The sequence below is a fragment of the Corynebacterium sp. HMSC074E01 genome (genome assembly GCF_001808885.1).
Lineage (GTDB): Bacteria > Actinomycetota > Actinomycetes > Mycobacteriales > Mycobacteriaceae > Corynebacterium.
Map to the genome: position 1 here is coordinate 76301 of NZ_KV794847.1, position 17281 is coordinate 93581.

A 17281-nucleotide genomic window follows, 5' to 3' on the forward strand; every position below is an offset into this window, starting at 1 on the left:
CTCGGTCCCGTGGCCGGAATCGCTGCGTTGAGTGTCGTGCGTGATTTAACAGTGCGCTTTTCGAGCTTCTCTCTTTATATGTATGGCTATTGTTGCATCGCCGTTGTTCGCGAGTGCTGAAAGGCGGAATGCGTGCGGTGCTGGGAGAGGGATTTCTTTCAACGGTCCGTGCTGTTTGAGGCTCGGATGGGAGTTGGTAGTGGGGCAAATGGGGCTTTTGTTAAAGCCCATTACGGCGGTGTGACGAAGGTTACATCACTAGTTTTGTGAAGCTTTCCCGTTGACGTATTGTGTCAATGGTCTAGCGATTGTGGCGCGCCCCTGAGGCACTGATGTCGCTGCTCAGGTCATGCTATCCGACGATAGTTATTGTGCACTGGAGTGAAAAAATTCCGCACTATGTCGTTTGGGTTGCCATTTGATAACAGGACGGTAACGGGGTTGGTTTTGCGTTTCTGACTCGACATCGCTTGTGATGGTTTCGTAACCTATTCGAGACATTGAGTTACCGACACGGTGTACACATCACCGGTGCTCAATACGAACTGAAGATTTAAGCGCCGCGTCTGGCCCCTCCTAAAAATTCGGGGGCCGAGTGGAGATGGCTCTACAGGAATGGGTCATCGTCGAACGCTAGGCCCGTCCCTTGGGTCAGAGCTTTTTCCGCGTTGCGAAGGCAAATGCAAGGTTTTCCTTCCTTGGCGGAGAAAGTAGGCGCGCAGGAAGATTTGGAGTTTAAATTCGTGGCTAAGCACCGTCGTCAGGGCAACCTAAACACCCGTCGCATTGCATCCACCGCTGCTATTGCAGCAACCGCAGCAGTTGTTACCCCGGCAGCTGCCAACGCCACCGAGGTTGTTGTTCCGAACACCGACATCCGCTTCGAGGTTGCCGGCCTGGAGAACGTTCCGAACATCCAGCAGCTGCCGAACGTTGACCGCTACATCCCGGCTTTCAGGGCTAACCAGGGTGGCGGCTACGCCGCTGCTGTTGAGACCCCGGCCGCCGCAGCCCCGGCACCGTCCCAGTCTGTGGGCGAGAAGGTGCTCGCAGCCGCTCGTTCCGCAATCGGTTCCCCGTACGTCTACGGTGCCAATGGTCCGAGCGCCTTCGATTGCTCTGGCCTGACCTCCTGGGCCTACCAGCAGGCTGGTGTGTCCATCCCGCGTACCTCTCAGGCGCAGGCTTCCGCAGGTACCCCGGTGTCCCTCGATGCACTGCAGCCGGGTGACATCATCGTGTACTACTCCGGAGCATCCCACGTCGGTATCTACACCGGCAACGGCACCATCATTGACGCTCTGAACTCCGGCACCCCGGTGGCTGAGCGCTCCCTGCACTACATGCCGATTCACTCCGCAGTTCGCTTCTAAGCGCGCTCGGTAATCGTCTTAACCCCTTCCGCTGCTCTTGCCATGTTGATGGTGAGGGTAGGGAAGGGGTTCGGCTATTCTTGTAACCGCTATGTTTTTGCTCGGCTGTGGGTATAATTCAGTCAGCTATTAACCTTCTCTAAGTTTCGGGGGTATCCATGTCGCGTCGTGGCCTTGTGTGTGCGGTCGCTGCACTTGCCTTGAGCCCAGCTCCAGTTGTCGTCCTTTCACCATCGGCTGTGTCCCAGGAGGTTTCTCCTGAGCAGCAGCAGGAAAGCACCTCGCAAGCGCAGGATCCTGAAGACCTCCCCGGCCTCATTGAGCGTATGGCGGACGTCGCCCAGCGCGTGTCTGCCAAGGGCGAAGAGGTCAAGGGACTTGAGGATGAGCTCGCCGAGTCGGAGAAGAGCATTGAAGAGCTGGACCGCAAGGCCGAGGAGGCACACCGTAGTTCCGAAGACGCTTCCGCGGCGGTAGCTGCGCAGCAGGAACGCATCGATGCGCTCGCGCAAAAGCGTTATCGCAGGAATGCTGCATCGACCTCGGTCTCGGCTGCTCTTAACGCCAACGATGTTGCCAGCGCGGTCGAGCGCATGGGCTACCTGGGCGCTTTGTCCAAGGCCGCGAAACGTGAAGAAGATGCGATGGTAGCTGCTTCTGCCGCCGCCGATGATGCGCACCAGGAAGCTGTCGATGCTGCCGAGGAAGCACGCCGCAAGCGTGATGAATTGCAGGACCAGCGGGATACTGTTCTGAAGGAAAAGGCCGAGCTGGAGGAACAACAGAAGGAACTAGAAGCCACCATCGATGGCCTCAGCCCTGAAGCCCGAGAGGCGTGGGTCCAGCACTTCGGTGGGTCTTCCGATCTTGACCTAGCCGCGTTGGCTGATGGATCGGGCTCCGCCGCCGTCGAAGCCGCTCTCACCCGCATCGGCGCTCCCTATGGATGGGGCGCTACTGGTCCCGATACCTTTGATTGTTCGGGTCTTATGGTGTGGAGCTACCAGCAGATGGGCAAGAGCATTCCGCGCACCTCGCAGGCGCAGCTTGCCGGTGGCACCCCAGTGCCGATGGATCAGCTGCAGCCAGGGGACATCGTGGGCTACTATCCCGGTGTCACCCACGTGGGAATGTACATCGGTGATGGCCAAGTGGTTCACGCCTCCACCTACGGCGTGCCCGTCGCCGTGGTGCCGCTTAATTCCATGCCCGTCCAAGGCGCTGTTCGATACTAGGTCATGGCGCGCACCCTCCTCGTCACCAATGACTTCCCGCCCACCATTGGCGGGATCCAGTCCTATCTTCGAGATTTTCTGGCTACCCTCACCCCACGGGAAGTCGTGGTCTTCGCCTCGACCCAAGATACGGATGCTGCCGCGGAGTATGACGCGACGCTGCCCTATACCGTGGTCCGCTGGCCACGCAGCATCATGTTGCCGACGCCCGCCACGGCACGTCGCATGCAGCAACTCATTCGTGAGCACCACATTGAGACGGTCTGGTTTGGCGCTGCAGCTCCGCTGGCTCTCATGGCGCCGTCCGCGCGTGCGGCTGGGGCGCGCCGCATTGTCGCAACGACACACGGGCATGAGGTGGGGTGGTCCATGCTTCCCGTGGCGCGGCAAGCCTTGCGCAGGATCGGTCAGAACGCCGATGTCATCACGTATATCTCTGAATACACACGCAACAGGCTCGAGCCCGCGTTCGGCACGCGTACTCAGTGGGTGCACCTGCCCTCAGCGGTCAACCTGGAGGATTTCACCCCGGCTACCTCGGAGGAGAAACAAGTAGCACGGGAGCACTTCGGGCTAGGCCCAGGTCCGGTCATCGTCTGCATCTCCCGCCTGGTCCCGCGGAAGGGCCAAGACCAGCTGTTGCGCGCGATGCCGGAGGTGCGCGCGCGAATCCCCGACGCCCAGTTGCTCATCATCGGGCGCGGTCGCTATGAGGTGACTGTGCGTGAGCTTGCACGCCTGTACTGCCCGGACGCAGTGGTGCAGGAAGCGCGGGATACGGCGGAATTGCGGATGGCGCTCCACGCAGCCGACGTGTTTGCCATGCCGGCGCGCACTCGGGGTGGCGGCCTTGACGTCGAAGGTCTGGGAATCGTCTACCTAGAGGCGCAGGCGGCGGGCCTGCCAGTAGTTGCGGGGGATTCCGGCGGTGCGCCGGAGACGGTAACGCCGGAGACGGGCATTGTTGTGCGCGGTTCCTCGGTGCCGGAGCTTGAGCAGGCGTTGCGGACGCTGCTTGGCGACGTCCCCGGCGCCCACCGTATGGGGGAAGCTGGGCGTCGCCACGTGGAAGAGCATTGGACGTGGGAGATTATGGGCGCACGATTGCGTGAAGTTCTTGAATGTGATCGTGGGCAGGCCGCGGTATATCCTACTAGTCATGCTTGAACTCACTCCCTCCGCTGAAGGCGGCCACGCTGGCCTCACCATCGGGTTCGATATCGGTGGAACCAACCTGCGTGCTGCGGTGATTGATCCCTCCGGAGAGATTGTGGATTCGCTGAGTGTCCCCACCGCCACGGATGCGCAAACACTCGAAGATGACATCGTGCGCTGCGTAGACACCCTGGCCGCATCCCATGACATTGAGGCCGTGGGGCTTGCCCTCGCAGGCTTTTTGGATCCCGAGTGTGAAGTCGTTCGTTTCGCACCGCATTTGCCGTGGCGTGATGCCCCAGTACGCGAGATCCTTAGTAACCGTGTGGACGTTCCGGTTCGCCTAGAACATGATGCTAACTCGGCTGCTTGGGGGGAATGGCGCTTCGGTGCTGGACGCGGCGCGAAGGACTGGGTCTTTTTTGCCGTGGGAACCGGCATTGGTGCCACGCTTTTTACGGACGGCACAATCTACCGCGGAGCTTTCGGTACCGCACCAGAGTTTGGGCACCTTGTCGTGTCACCGGGTGGGCGCCTGTGCTCCTGCGGCAAGCGTGGTTGCCTCGAGCGTTACGCCTCCGGCACCGCATTGCCTGATACCTGTGCGGATTTGCGTGGTGACTATGACACCGCCCTACCACTCAACCCCTCCGGCGAGGAAATCACCGCTGCGGCTCGGCAGGGTGATCCACTGGGATTGGCCGTCATGGAGAACTTCGGCCAGTGGCTCGGACAGGGACTGTCCATGGTGGCGGATGTGCTCGATCCAGAGCTGATTGTGATCGGCGGTGGGGTGTCCCAGGACGCGGATCTTTACCTGGATCGGGCGCGGGAATCCATGGCTAGCCAGATTGTCGGGGCCGGTCACAGGCCTCTGGCCCGAGTCGCAACCGCGAAGTTGGGTTCGGCGGCAGGTATGATCGGAGTCGCTGATCTCGCCCGCCAGGAGCACCGAGGTTAACACCGCACATTTTTCTTTCACCGGGCAGCACCGCCTGTTCGGCACATACAGATAGGACTATAAGCGATGCGAAACAAGTGGTACTGGGCCTTTAAGCACATCTTTTTCGGCCCAGCCCTTCGAGTGTGGAACCGCCCATGGTCCGAAGGAATGGATCGCATCCCGGAATCCGGCTCGGCTATCTTGGCCTCCTCCCACCAAGCGGTGATGGATTCTTTCTACTTCCCGCTTCTGTGCCCGCGGCAGATTACCTTCTTGGCAAAGAGCGAGTATTTCACCACCCCGGGCTTCGTCGGCAGCTTGCAAAAGTGGTTCTTTAGTTCGGTGGGGCAGGTGCCGATTGACCGCGTCAACAAGGATGCCAGTGACGCGATGCTAGCGAGCGCGGAGCGCATTATCGGCCGCGGCGATCTTTTTGGCATCTACCCGGAAGGAACTCGCTCGCCTGATGGACGTATCTACAAGGGGCGCACCGGCATGGCGCGCATCGCGCTGACTACGGGTGAGAAGGTCATTCCCATCGCCATGATCAATACCCGGAAGGCCAATCCAATCGGCTCGTGGATTCCGCGCCCCGTTCGCGTCGGCATGCGCGTGGGAGAACCCATCGACCCCCGAGCATGGGCCGCTGAGCGCAACCTCGACCCGCAGGATCACGCCACCGCTCGTGACTTTACGGATTACGTGATGAAGCAACTCTCGGAGTTGACGGGCGAACCTTATGTCGACGTCTACGCTTCTGATGTCAAGGCTTCCCTGCAAGCCGGACACGGCTACCCGGAAGGGGCCGAGCCCGGTTCGGAGGCGCGGTAGTCAGTGACTTCCTCCCCGAAACAGCGATTAGCTTGGCCCGATGTAGCAAAGGGGATCTCCATCCTGGGCGTCGTGCTGCTGCACATCACGCTCACGGTTCCGGAATCCAAGGACACGTGGCTGGCTGCCTTTAACGTGTGGCTGGACCCCTTGCGCTTGCCTTTGTTCTTTTTGGTGAGCGGCTTCTTCGCACAAAAGGTGTTTCGCTTCAGCTTTGCCGAGCTTTTCACCCGCCGCCTGTGGTACTTCCTAGTGCCTTATGTCGTGTGGATGCTCGTGGAGCTGCAGACTAAGCGCGTGGAATACCACTGGGTATTCGGGGACCCTATTTTCGATGTTGATCAGATGGCCGCAAGCCTCCTAGTGGGGCATTCCATGGCCTGGTTCCTGCATGCGCTGATTCTGTTCAATATCTTCCTCTGGTGCGTACGCAAGCTGCCCGGGTGGGCAGCGATGGCGCTGAGCTTTACCCCGATTCTGTTCATCGCTTGGCAGGCGCAGTACACCTCGATTGCAAAAGCCATCATGTTCCTCCCGGTATTCGTTGGTGCTGCCTATTTTCGGGATGCCATTGCCGCATTCGCCGCCGCCATCGAGGCACCGTTTAAGGGAACATGGGATCACCGTAGCTTCTGGGCATATTCCGGGATGACCGTGGCCTATGCCATCGGATTTTCCATCCGCCGCGCGTGGGATAACTACGCAGGGGAAGTCGATGTCACCTGGCTGCTACCTGGCGCGGAGGCACTGGTGCGGGATGACGTTCACATCCTCGTCCGCATGGTAGAGCAGTTCTTCGAGGTTCCGGTAGGAATCGCGGTGGCGGTAGCAGTGTCTTATATTCCGGTCTTGTCTACTGGTTTGCGTTTTATCGGTTCGCACACGCTGCCCATCTACCTGGGGCACCCCATCGGCCTGACGGTTCTTTATGGCTACCCCATGGCGCTCCACCCGCGGGAGGTCACCCTGGCGGGTCAATGGCCACTGGAAAACACCTGGTTCTGGCTCAGCATGTGCGTGCTTTATTGCGCTGTTGCGTCCTTGGCCCTATGGGCCCTAGGCAAGGTACCTGTCTTAGGCTGGACGCTGACCCCGCCGGCGATCGGTGCCAGTCGGCGGAAGAAGGAACCTTCCTCCGCGGGCGTGAGCTTGAGCAAGCAGCTCAACGCAACGAGGAATACGACAAGCAAGAAGTAGTCATTGCCCGGAATCTGCTGCCACCACGACCACGTCAGTTCCAGTTGCTCGCCGTGGGGGACAAGCCAGTGACCGCGAGCTACCAGAACCAGCCATGTGAGGCCGGCAAAGAACCAGCGGCGGCGAGCAGTCAGATACACCGCCGCCAAGCACAGCCACGTGAAGTGGTGCGACCACGAGACTGGCGAACACAGCAGCGCTGCCGACGAGGCCAGCAGCACGAGCTCAATCTGTGAGGATGTGCGCTCCATGACCCACCACAACGTCACCACGATGATGAGGCACCCAATTATCCAGAGGTCCGTTGCCTGCTCTGGGACGATGCGGCTGAGCAGGCCGCGGAGTGATTGATTGCTCGAGTAGGCCAGCCCACCGATGCGGGAGGAATCCCGGATGGTATCGGTCCAATACACCGCGGAGCTCGCTGGGGAGGCGAGGTAGCCCACCACGCCGCAGGCAACAAAAGCCCCCACCGCCGTGGCAAGAGCGCGCCAGTCTCGGCGAACGAAAAACACGGCGAGGAAGACCGCGGGGGTGAGCTTGATAGCGATAGCTGCGCCTGTCAGAATTCCACGCCATGGGTTGCGGGGCCTCAGTATCAGGCAATCCACAATGACTGCCGCGGTCAACAGGAGGTTTACTTGACCGAAGCTGAGTGTCTCAGTAATCGGCTCGGTCAGCAAGCAGGCGCACAATGCCCACGAGGACCACCAACCGGGCCTGTGAGTGGTGCAGCTTCGAGAGAGGACGGCGTAGAGGCAGACCCAGAGCGCTGCCACCGATGCCGCAGTGAGAAGAATGGACAGTGGCCACAGCGGTAGCCATGACACCATGGCGAAAAGCGTTGCGGCAAAAGGCGGGTACGTGAACGGCAGCGAAAAACCGTTGTCGAGGACATAGCTTTGGGCGTACAGATTCTCTCCGCGTAGCAGCGCGCGTCCCCCCTCACGATAAACATCGAGGTCAATGTGGTAGGAAGGCACAATGCTGCCACTGCTGAACAACGCCGCAGGCTGAATAATCCATGCCACGGAGGCCAGCCCTGCTATGAACAAGGGGAGAAGGGGAGAGTAGAGAGCTTTCTTCACACGGTAGAGTATAGGCCCCAGTGGAGAGACGTATGTGGGCAAGAGACTAGGATTACAGGACGTGCGCTACTTCTACGACACCGAATTCATTGAGGACGGATCGACCATTGAGCTGGTCTCCATCGGTATTGTCGGGGAAGACGGAAGCGAGTACTACGCGGTGTCCACAGACTTCGATCCCGCGAAGGCCAATGCGTGGGTGCGGGAGAACGTCTTGGATAAATTGCCAAGCCCCGCAGACCCAGTTTGGAAATCGCGCGAGACCATCCGCGAAGAGCTCTTGAAATTCTTGGGCCGGCATTCCACGCCTATCGAGCTGTGGGCTTGGGTAGGAGCCTATGACCACGTGGTTCTCGCGCAACTCTGGGGAGACATGGCTAGGCTGCCCAAGGGGATGCCGCGATATACCCGGGAACTGAAGCAGTATTGGGAGTTTGCCGGCCGCCCTAAGCTGCCTCCAGTGCCCAATAGCAACCACGATGCGTTGGTCGACGCCCGCCATAATCTGGCTAAGTTTCGAGTCTGCGAGCAGCATTTGCCGCTGACTAGGGGCAACCGCGTACATTAAACGTGAATTAATACCGCAGCCGAAAAGACCATTAACTAACGCGTGACAGGCCCAAGATGGTTAAATACTGGGTGTGAGTTGGACAGTAGATATTCCCAAAGAAGTGCTTCCTGATCTGCCGCCGCTACCGGAGGGGATCAATGAGAAGTTCCAAGACGCCATTTCCCGCGAGGCAAAGCAGCAGCCGAGCTGGGATCAGCTGCAGGCTGATAACGTCCGCAAGATTCTTGAATCCGTACCGCCTATCGTCGTGGCCCCGGAGGTTGAGGATCTCAAGCGCAAGCTTGCCGACGTCGCCTTGGGCAAAGCCTTCCTCCTCCAGGGCGGCGATTGCGCGGAGACCTTCGAATCCAACACTGAGCCGCACATCCGCGGCAACATCAAGACGCTGCTACAGATGGCCGTGGTGTTGACCTACGGCGCGTCCACCCCGGTGGTGAAGCTGGGGCGTATCGCCGGCCAGTACGCGAAGCCACGCTCCTCTGATCTGGACGCGAATGGCTTGTACAACTACCGCGGTGACATCGTCAACGGCGTGGAAGCTAACGAAGAGTCCCGCCGCCACGATCCCGCCCGCATGATTCGCGCCTACGCGAACTCCTCGGCGGCAATGAACTTGGTCCGCGCGCTGACCCACTCCGGAACCGCAGACCTGTACCGCCTCCATGAGTGGAACCGTGAATTCGTGGCCAACTCCCCGGCGGGTGCACGCTACCAAGCTCTGGCGGATGAGATTGAGAACGGCCTGGCCTTCATGAACGCCTGTGGGGTTTCGGACGAGACCCTGCGTTCGGCGGAGATTTACTGCTCCCACGAGGCCTTGCTGAAGGACTACGAGCGTTCCATGCTGCGCTTGGGTACGGACTCTAACGGCGAAACCAAGCTTTATGACCTGTCCGCGCACCAGCTGTGGATTGGTGAGCGCACCCGTGGTCTCGAGGACTTCCACGTGGCCTTTGCTTCCATCATTGGAAACCCCGTGGGCATCAAGCTTGGCCCTGGCGTGACGCCGGAGCAGGCAGTGGAATACGCGGAGAAGCTTGACCCGAACCGCGAGCCGGGCCGCCTCACCATGATTGCCCGTATGGGCCACGATAAGGTGCGCTCTGTGCTGCCCCCGATCATCAAGGCAGTGGAGGACTCCGGCCACAAGGTGGTGTGGCAGTCTGATCCGATGCACGGCAATACCTTCACGGCATCGAACGGTTACAAGACTCGCCACTTCGACAAGATCGTCGACGAGGTCCAAGGCTTCTTCGAGGTGCACCGCGAGCTGGGCACCCACCCGGGCGGCGTCCACCTGGAGTTCACAGGTGAGGACGTCACCGAGTGCCTCGGCGGTGCGGAGGACATCACGGACGTGGATCTGCCGGGCCGCTACGAGTCCGCCGTGGACCCGCGCCTGAACACCCAGCAGTCGCTGGAGCTGTCCTTCCTGATCGCTGAGATGCTGCGCAACTAGAAGTTGCGCAGGCTAATACGGCCTCCAGAGAATCGGCCACGTGCCGTATTCTCCGGAGCCAAACCACCAGGCCGCCACCGCGACGGCCAAGGTGGCGAGGATGACGAGGACGAGGAAGCCAATGAGAGCAATCGCGCTGCGATTGCTCAAAGGCCGTTCTTCCGGCTCTTCCTCGGCACCGGCTGGGGGAACGGGGGCAGAAGGCTCCGGCACCGCAGGGGAGGGCGCCGGAGGCTCTACAGGCGCGGATGGCGGGAGGAAGGCGTCGTTGCGCGGCTCTACCCGGGTTTCCCGCGTTGGGGGCTGGGGCGCAGGGATAGCTGAGGTCGCTTCAAAGACCCGGGTATTGTCCGTGCCCGAAAAATCCGTTGGCACGGCAGCAGTACGTGCGGCAGCCGAGTTCCGCGGGATGGGGACAGTGAACTTCGGGAGCTGTAGCTCGCGGGAGACATCATCCAAGGCATCGAGGAATTCGCCGGCATCCGCAAACCTTTCGGCTGGCTGGCGTGCAGTGGCGGTGGCCACGAGGGCGTCGAAAAGCATGGGCACCCCCTCGATGCGGGAGGAAGGCGCCACCACATCCTCGTGCACGCGCGCGGTGGCGTGCGCCAGCGGGGTATCGCCGCGGAAGGGGACAGTGCCGGTCAACAATTCAAAGAGCACGATTCCTGCGGAGTACACGTCGGAAGCCGGCGTGATGTCCGCGCCAGTGACTTGCTCGGGGGAGAGGTAGCTGACGGTACCGACGATCTGGCCCGAACTATCGTGCTCCGCCTTAGTGGAGCGAACCAGACCGAAATCGCCGACCTTGACGCGATGGCTATCCGTGATCAGAACATTATCCGGCTTGATATCGCGGTGCACTAGGCCGGCGTGGTGGACTTCGGTGAGCCCGGCCAGCACGGAGTGCATGACGCCGGCTGCGGCATGCGGCGGCATGGGCCCGCGTTCTGCAAGGAGTTCGCGTAAGGTACCTCCGGTGATGAGCTCCATGATGAGATAGATGGGCAATCCATCCGCGGAAAAGTCATGCACGGCGACGAGATTGGGGTGGCTCAGCTGCGCCATCGCGCGGGCTTCGCGCTCGAAGCGGGTAACGAAGACAGGATCATCGTGATAGCGCTCATCCATCACCTTGGCGGCTACTGCGCGGCCCAAACGCATGTCCACGCAGCGATACACGGTGGACATGCCGCCGCGAGCGATCGGCTGATCGATGCGGTAGCGTCCCTCAAGAATGTCGCCCACGTTCAGCCTTGTCATGGATTCCAGTATGGCTGATCGGCGCCCCAAAGTGTGATCCGGCTACAGTTGTGTCCGTGACTAAGTCTGAGAAAAACACCGAGAATCCGCACCCAGAACTGCCGCAGCTCCTCGCCGGGGAGAAGCTGCTGACGCTGAAGGAGGTCGCTGAGAGGCTCGATCTACCGATCACCCGTGTCTTCGATCTGCTCAATGCGCGCAAGTTCATTGTGTGGCGCAATGCCGAGGGAGAGCGCCTCGTTCCGGAAGCATTCTTCAACGCCAAAGGCGTCATTTCCAAGCATGTATCCGGAGTGATCACGGTCCTCTCCGACAACGGGTGGGGTGACAACGAGATTCTGGCGCACCTATTTACCGAAGATGATTCCTTGCCAGGCCGCCCCATTGACGCGCTGCACGGACACCTAGCGCGCGAGGTTATTCGGCGCGCACAGGCTTCGGCGTTTTAGAACCCTCATCGGGTTTCGGGGTCGCGGTGGTTCGTGGAACACCATCGAAAATCCACTGCGTTGCTGACCAAGCTACGACCACCATGGCGATATCCCAGAACCAGTTATACAGCTGGTGGTTACCGTCGCCGGCAAAGGCGACGCCGATGAATATGGCCACACCGGTGGTGAGCTTGATCAAGGGCAATGGCGGGCGGAACGTTCCCATGAGCGTGAGCACGGAGGCATAGTACCAGGGGAGCGTCACAGAGTTGAAGACGAATGCCACCTGGTAAGCAGCGGCCGTGGCAGCGATAGCCCGGCGCACGCCCGTGCGGCCCCACCACCATACGAGGACGAGGCCGAGGAGCATGAGGATCATCGCGGCCGAGCGCAGCGCGGTGAGCACACCGTTATAGGTGGTATCGGGGGAGAAGACCTGGATGAGCGGCACGAGGATGTCAGCGAGCAGGGTAGGGCCGGCTAGAGGGTTGATGACCTTGGAATTGCCACTGATTTGTGACAACCAACCCCACGAGCTTCCCGACGCCCACGTAATCGCCGCCACCGCCAGCGCGACCTCCACCACAGCAAGGAAACCGGACAGGAGGAAGACTCCGAAGCGCTTGATGGGCTTCGTCCCCTTCGGTGCCCAGTGGTGCAGCATGAGCCACACGATAAAAGGTGCAGCGAAAATAGCGGTGGCCTTGAGCGAGACCGCCACGCCAACCAGAAGGAGGCTGGCATGGAACTTGTGGTGCACTGCGGCAAGCAGACCCAGCGAAACTAGCCCCACCATGATGGATTCATTGTGCATGCCACCGATGAGGTGCAAGAGCATAACCGGGTTCGCTACGCCCAGCCAGAGTGCGAGGGCAGGATCGCCCCCGATGCTGCGCGCCAAGCGCGGAATTGACCAGGCAATGGCGGCAAAGCCGAGGACCGATATCGCCTTGTAGACGATGATGCCTGCGGCGACGTTTTCTCCTACCAGCTGGGTTACACCATTGCCCATCCACAGGTGCAATGGGCCATAAGGGGTGGTGGTGTTGCGCCAGTCGTGGGAGACCTCCAAGAGGAAGGGACCAGGATTCACCGCCGCTCCTTCAACATAAGGGTCGTAGCCATCACGCACCATCGCGCCTTGCATGAGATAGGAATACACATCGCGAGAAGCCAGCGGTGCCGCACACAACAAAGGGGCAACCCAGCACAACAGCATCCGACGAATATCGGCCAGCGCGCCGTCTGGTTGTGGGTTCTTCACCTGCGGGGCAATGAAGTAGCGGCCGGCCAAAACCCACGCGGCAACCAAGCCGAAAAGGCCTACCCAATAGAGGACCATGCCGATGTTGCGGCCATGGCCATAAGCTAGAAAGCCGATATTGAGCGCTTCAAGGAAGCCACCGCGGTTGCGGGTAGCGCCACCGGAGAAAGAGGCGAGTGCCAGCACGACAGCGGCGATGATGCCCAAAGGCAGGGGGTGGGGAATGCGCAGGGGCACGCGCGTGGTTGTGGGACGAGCCATGCTACATCCGGCGGGCCGTGGACTTGTGAGCAAGTTCTTCCAGAGTCTCCGTAACCTCGGGGGAGACCTGAGCATTGTGGAGGTGGTCAAGGCCCGAGCGCGTGAGATCGTTGATGCGCTGCTCGACGACATCCGGCGCACCCGAATCCGCAATAATCTGCGCCATGCGGGCAATCTCTGCGGGATCCTCTGTCTGACCGATGAGGCGACGCAACTCCGCAGCCGCGGCGGGATCGGAAGCATCCGCGCGCTGCAGTGCCAAGGCCAAGAGGACTGTGCGCTTGCCCTCGCGCAAATCATCACCGGCGGGCTTGCCAGTCACGGCGGGGTCACCGAAGACCCCCAACAAATCATCGCGCAGCTGGAAGGCAACCCCGATGTCTTGGCCGTAGCCGCGGAAAGCAGCGACGAGCTTTTCGGCGGCGCCCGCTATGGCTGCGCCCAAGTGCAGGGGGCGCTCGATCGTGTAGGCGGCGGTCTTGAAACGGTTGACTGAATCAGCCAACGTGGCGTCCTCAGAACCTTCCGCCTCGAGGCAGATATCCAGCATCTGCCCGCCGATTACTTCGCGGCGCATAGCGCGCCAAGGTGCGCGGGCACGTGCGAGTGCTTCAGGGCTAAGTCCGGAGTCCTGGAGCATGTCTTCCGCCCAGACCAGGGCCATGTCACCCACCAGGATGGCGAGGGACTGACCGAAGAAATCAGCATCGCCGTGGAAGCCGAGTTCGCGATGGCGGGCTGCTACGCCACGGTGAACGGTAGGGCTACCGCGCCGGGTATCGGAGGCATCCACGATGTCATCGTGGATTAGGGCGCAGGCCTGGATGAATTCTAAGGATGTGGCTGCGCGGAGCATAGCCTGTGGGGACTCCGTCCCTTCGAGCCCGCGTGCGCCGATAAAACCTGCCCACGCGTAGAGGGGGCGGATGCGCTTTCCGCCATCCAGTACGAAGGATTCCAAATAGGAAATCGCGTTGGTTACTGGAGCGCCGATGGATGCGATGGCATCACGCTGGCGGTCTAGAAAAAGCGCGAGCTCCTCGCGTACGGCTGCGGGAATTTCGTCCAAGGAAGGTATCTGCGGTGTAGTCACGCTTGCCACTTTACCTGGGCAGGTTCAGGGTTAAGGCGCCAGGTTAAGCGGTGTCGGTTGGTGTGAGCGGCACAGTAGATTGCAGGATTGCGAAGGGGCGGGAATCAGCGGGGTAATGGAGGTCACGGAGGAAATCGCTAAAGCCCATCTTGCGGTAGAGGCCAAAGGCGGAGTTGGCTTCATTGGGAACCTCCGGTGTGGAAAGCAAAATATAGCGAGCGGGAAGATTCCAGGCCAAGGCTTCTAGTAATGCGCGGCCCAGGCCGTGGCCTTGTTTCGAGGGGAGCACGTGGATCTCTGCCAGTTCGAAGTAATTGTGGAGAATCTCTTCTTGCTCTGGGGTGGGGCCGCCGCTGGCGGCGAGTGCGCGGCGGAGCTGCTTATCCCACCAGGTATCGGGGGTGCCTAGGAAGCCGTAGGCAAAGCCGGCGATGCCATATTCATCGGTGGCCACAATGCAGGAAAACCCTGGGCGTATGAGATCTGCGCGCCACCGCGAGATGGACCCCTCGCGCACCGAGGGGTTGTAGTCCATCGCCGCAATGTAGATATCCACCAAGTGCGGGAGGGCAATGGCGAACTCTTGGGGGCTTAAGCGGCGCAGCGTGTAACTCACATGTCTAATAACAACAGATTCTTACGGTATGTGAAAGCACTCGGGAAAACTTCCATCAAACGCCGTGGCGTGAGTGTTCGATAACATTCGGAATAATGCTTTAAGGCTATTGTTAAATTCGAACACCTGCTCTAAAATTGGGGGTGGATGTAGGAAGGTGGTTTTAAGGTGAATCGCAACAACGAACAACAGCAGAAAATCAACAGCATCAACAGCACAGTCTTTATCGACAAACTGAGGAAGAAGCCCGAGGGGGAGAGGACATGGCACAGGTAATCTCAGCAACAGCGGCAGCAGCCCGCAGCCGGAACCGTGAGGCTATGCAGCGGGACCGTTTCGTAAACCAAGCGCTAGACCTCTTAGCGGATGCGCGGAGTAGCGCGGCGGAGGGGCGCCTTGCGGATGCATTGGAATTGGCTTACCGCGCCTCGCTACGTGCAGCCGGGGCACGCGTGGCGGCGTCCACCGTGTCGCGACGCCGGCGCTTGCCTACTTCCGCCTGGGAGCAGGTGGCTCTCATTGGCCCGGCTGATGCCCAGTGGGCAGAGGGGTTTAGGGAGTACTCCCGTGTGCGCTCACGTGTGGCCTCTGGCCTAGAGCCGGTCCCTGAGCCGGACGCGGTTTATCAGTACTTAGCACTCGCCGCGCGTTATGTGGATGCGACTGAGTCCGGGCTGGGCTTCGGGGCAATGGCGGCCTAAGGCTGGGGCCGGGGTCATGGGCCGTGAGGGGGTAGTGCGGCCAAATTATGGACTGTCTTTGTGGGAACTATCTCGCTATCCTTGACGTTATAGAGGTAGTACCCCACATTCCCAGTATTTCTACCTAAACCCCAACCCATTACGGAGGACGCTGTGGCCCTTTCTGAGCACGAACAGCAAGCGCTGCGTGAAATTGAACAGTCGTTGCTGGCCAATGATCCTGATTTTGGCGCGTCTGTGTCCGGTGAAACTTCTTTCGGCGGAAACTCGGGTGCCATCACCCTCCGCGGAGTGGCCTTGATTGTTGTTGGCCTCTGCATGATGGTGGGCGGTATCGCGTTGGCTCAGCAATCTCTGTGGTTTGTCAGCCTCTCCGTCCTTGGCTTCCTCGTTATGTTCGGCTCCGGTGTCTGGATGCTGCGTGGAAAGTCTGAAGATTCTCTGGTTGCAGTCGGCGCGCAGGCCCCTGCCCGCGGGCGCGGCAAGCAATCCAAGAATGGCGGCAGCGGTGTTGGAAACCGTCTGGAAGATAATTTCCGCCGTCGCTTTGAGGAACGCTAGGCGCCAATAAAACGCTCATGGGCGTTGTATAGATAGCTGCACTCTCGCCCACAGCCCTCCGCGTTAATTCGCGGAGGGCTGTTGTGATCTTTGAACTTCTAAAAATCGGTGGGGGAGGGTCAGCTGGCAAGGGTGTCGGCAGTTGTGAGGAGCGTCTGTTTTGCCTGCCGCGCTTGTCCGGTGTTGAGCTGGCCAGCGGCCTAGCAGGTGTCGATGGCGGGTAGGGCTGAAGGTTCCAGGGTTGGGCTCTGCGCCTAGGCATCAGATCTATTGATTGTTGCGGCGTCGGAAGGAATTCACATCTTCCCCCACTTTCCCCCACTTTGCCCCGGGTGGACTATTGAGCTGGTGGAAATTCTGCGTGCTTTTGTCGGGCTGGGTGATTGAAAGTCGCAGTAATTCGGGGATATAGGGGAAAGGTAGTGCTTAAGGGATGGAAGTTGCAGGTGTGAATAGCGGAATTGAGTGCGTACTTAGGGGGTGTGTCAAGGGCGTGCTGGGAAAACTTCCCACCGAAAAAATGCCTATCTAGCTGCATGTATGTCGTGACACGCGGGGATGAAGGGTGCTAAAGGTGTGGGTGGTGGGGGAAAGTGGGGTAGAGTGGGGCGCAGCGGAGGAGAGTTGTTCTCTTGTCGCGAGAGGAATCCGGAGTTTTCGAGTGACAGGAAGGTGGACCCGGGGATGTTTCTCGGCACCTACACTCCCAAGCTCGATGACAAAGGGCGGCTTACGCTTCCAGCGAAGTTTCGCGAAGAACTGGCCGGTGGCCTCATGGTCACTAAGGGGCAGGATCATTCGCTTGCGGTATACCCGCGGGAGGAATTCGCGGCACGAGCTAGGAAGGCAGCGGCTGTGTCACGCACCAACCCGGACGCGCGTGCGTTCATCCGTAACTTGGCAGCGAGTGCGGACGAGCAGCGTCCCGATGGGCACGGGCGTATCACGCTGTCTGCAGGCCACCGTGAGTACGCAAACCTGACGAAGGAATGCGTGGTTGTGGGGTCGGTCGACTTCCTCGAAATCTGGGATGCAGCCGCGTGGGCTGAATACCAGGCGCAAACTGAAGACGCTTACTCGGCGGCAGACGCCGATGACGTACTTGCCGGGTTGCTCTAAAGCTTCCCCGGCGCACCAAGAGTGCGTGTACGGACTCTGCCCGAGGAGGATGAGCTGGTGTACTTCCCCGACATCAGAACCCTTCCTCGGACAGGGCCCTATACGCACTCGCTTTTTATC

16 protein-coding genes and 1 pseudogene are annotated in these 17281 nt (G+C 60.2%); 12 read left to right on the forward strand and 5 right to left on the reverse strand.

Annotation, left to right across the window (positions count from 1 at the left end; all coding sequences use genetic code 11):
• Nucleotides 1-743 precede the first annotated feature (743 nt).
• From HMPREF2537_RS06405 to HMPREF2537_RS06430, 6 genes are all read left to right on the forward strand, one after another.
• Nucleotides 744-1373, forward strand: coding sequence for a C40 family peptidase (locus HMPREF2537_RS06405; protein ID WP_070527569.1), 630 nt, complete (start codon nt 744-746; stop codon nt 1371-1373).
• A gap of 158 nt (nt 1374-1531) precedes the next feature.
• The gene (locus HMPREF2537_RS06410; RefSeq protein ID WP_070526654.1) at nt 1532-2608 is read left to right on the forward strand and encodes a C40 family peptidase; all 1077 of its coding nucleotides are present in this window, start codon (nt 1532-1534) and stop codon (nt 2606-2608) included.
• Between the two features lie 3 nt (nt 2609-2611).
• Nucleotides 2612-3775, forward strand: a complete 1164-nt coding sequence (locus tag HMPREF2537_RS06415; RefSeq protein ID WP_070526657.1) for a glycosyltransferase family 4 protein — start codon at nt 2612-2614, stop codon at nt 3773-3775.
• Nucleotides 3768-4724, forward strand: coding sequence for an ROK family protein (locus HMPREF2537_RS06420; RefSeq protein ID WP_070526662.1), 957 nt, complete (start codon nt 3768-3770; stop codon nt 4722-4724). Before HMPREF2537_RS06415 ends, HMPREF2537_RS06420 begins: the two co-directional genes overlap by 8 nt.
• Nucleotides 4725-4790: 66 nt before the next feature.
• Nucleotides 4791-5537: a lysophospholipid acyltransferase family protein gene (locus HMPREF2537_RS06425; protein ID WP_070526665.1), complete on the forward strand. Its 747-nt coding sequence runs from the start codon at nt 4791-4793 to the stop codon at nt 5535-5537.
• 3 nt (nt 5538-5540) lie between these two features.
• Nucleotides 5541-6734, forward strand: a complete 1194-nt coding sequence (locus tag HMPREF2537_RS06430; protein WP_070526668.1) for an acyltransferase family protein — start codon at nt 5541-5543, stop codon at nt 6732-6734.
• A gap of 194 nt (nt 6735-6928) precedes the next feature.
• Here HMPREF2537_RS06430 and HMPREF2537_RS13035 read toward each other — a convergent pair.
• Nucleotides 6929-7822, reverse strand: a pseudogene (locus HMPREF2537_RS13035) (glycosyltransferase family 87 protein); the annotation flags it as partial.
• Nucleotides 7823-7883: 61 nt separating this feature from the next.
• On the opposite strand from HMPREF2537_RS13035, the gene HMPREF2537_RS06435 reads away from it, so the two are divergent.
• Nucleotides 7884-8390: a polyadenylate-specific 3'-exoribonuclease AS gene (locus HMPREF2537_RS06435; protein ID WP_070526671.1), complete on the forward strand. Its 507-nt coding sequence runs from the start codon at nt 7884-7886 to the stop codon at nt 8388-8390.
• Between the two features lie 73 nt (nt 8391-8463).
• Nucleotides 8464-9852 (forward strand): class II 3-deoxy-7-phosphoheptulonate synthase, encoded by a 1389-nt coding sequence (locus tag HMPREF2537_RS06440; RefSeq protein WP_070526675.1) that lies wholly within the window; start codon nt 8464-8466, stop codon nt 9850-9852.
• A gap of 12 nt (nt 9853-9864) precedes the next feature.
• On the opposite strand, the gene HMPREF2537_RS06445 is transcribed toward HMPREF2537_RS06440, so the two are convergent.
• Nucleotides 9865-11115, reverse strand: coding sequence for a protein kinase domain-containing protein (locus tag HMPREF2537_RS06445; protein ID WP_070526678.1), 1251 nt, complete (start codon nt 11113-11115; stop codon nt 9865-9867).
• A 50-nt stretch (nt 11116-11165) separates the two neighbouring features.
• On the opposite strand from HMPREF2537_RS06445, the gene HMPREF2537_RS06450 reads away from it, so the two are divergent.
• A complete protein-coding gene (locus tag HMPREF2537_RS06450) occupies nt 11166-11564 on the forward strand; it encodes an Rv2175c family DNA-binding protein (protein WP_070445241.1) in 399 nt (132 codons plus the stop codon).
• Here the strand turns inward: HMPREF2537_RS06450 and HMPREF2537_RS06455 are convergent.
• Genes HMPREF2537_RS06455 through HMPREF2537_RS06465 form a run of 3 tightly spaced genes read right to left on the reverse strand, consistent with a single transcriptional unit; the run spans nt 11533 to nt 14780 of the window.
• On the reverse strand, nt 11533-13071 hold the full coding sequence (locus tag HMPREF2537_RS06455) for an alpha-(1->6)-mannopyranosyltransferase A (protein ID WP_070526681.1): 1539 nt from the start codon (nt 13069-13071) through the stop codon (nt 11533-11535). The genes HMPREF2537_RS06450 and HMPREF2537_RS06455 overlap by 32 nt on opposite strands.
• A 1-nt stretch (nt 13072) precedes the next feature.
• Complete coding sequence (locus HMPREF2537_RS06460) at nt 13073-14164, reverse strand: polyprenyl synthetase family protein (RefSeq protein ID WP_070526684.1); 1092 nt, start codon at nt 14162-14164, stop codon at nt 13073-13075.
• 43 nt (nt 14165-14207) lie between these two features.
• Nucleotides 14208-14780, reverse strand: coding sequence for a GNAT family N-acetyltransferase (locus HMPREF2537_RS06465; RefSeq protein WP_070526687.1), 573 nt, complete (start codon nt 14778-14780; stop codon nt 14208-14210).
• A gap of 263 nt (nt 14781-15043) precedes the next feature.
• Here HMPREF2537_RS06465 and HMPREF2537_RS06470 point away from each other — a divergent pair, with 263 nt between their 5' ends.
• The 3 genes from HMPREF2537_RS06470 (at nt 15044) to mraZ (ending at nt 17161) form a co-directional block, all read left to right on the forward strand.
• Nucleotides 15044-15481 (forward strand): SAV_6107 family HEPN domain-containing protein, encoded by a 438-nt coding sequence (locus tag HMPREF2537_RS06470; RefSeq protein WP_070526691.1) that lies wholly within the window; start codon nt 15044-15046, stop codon nt 15479-15481.
• A 153-nt stretch (nt 15482-15634) separates the two neighbouring features.
• Entirely contained in the window at nt 15635-16042 is a 408-nt protein-coding gene (locus HMPREF2537_RS06475) for a DUF3040 domain-containing protein (protein WP_070526694.1), read from the forward strand.
• Nucleotides 16043-16726: 684 nt separating this feature from the next.
• Nucleotides 16727-17161: a division/cell wall cluster transcriptional repressor MraZ gene (gene mraZ, locus HMPREF2537_RS06480; RefSeq protein WP_010190539.1), complete on the forward strand. Its 435-nt coding sequence runs from the start codon at nt 16727-16729 to the stop codon at nt 17159-17161.
• Nucleotides 17162-17281: the final 120 nt, after the last annotated feature.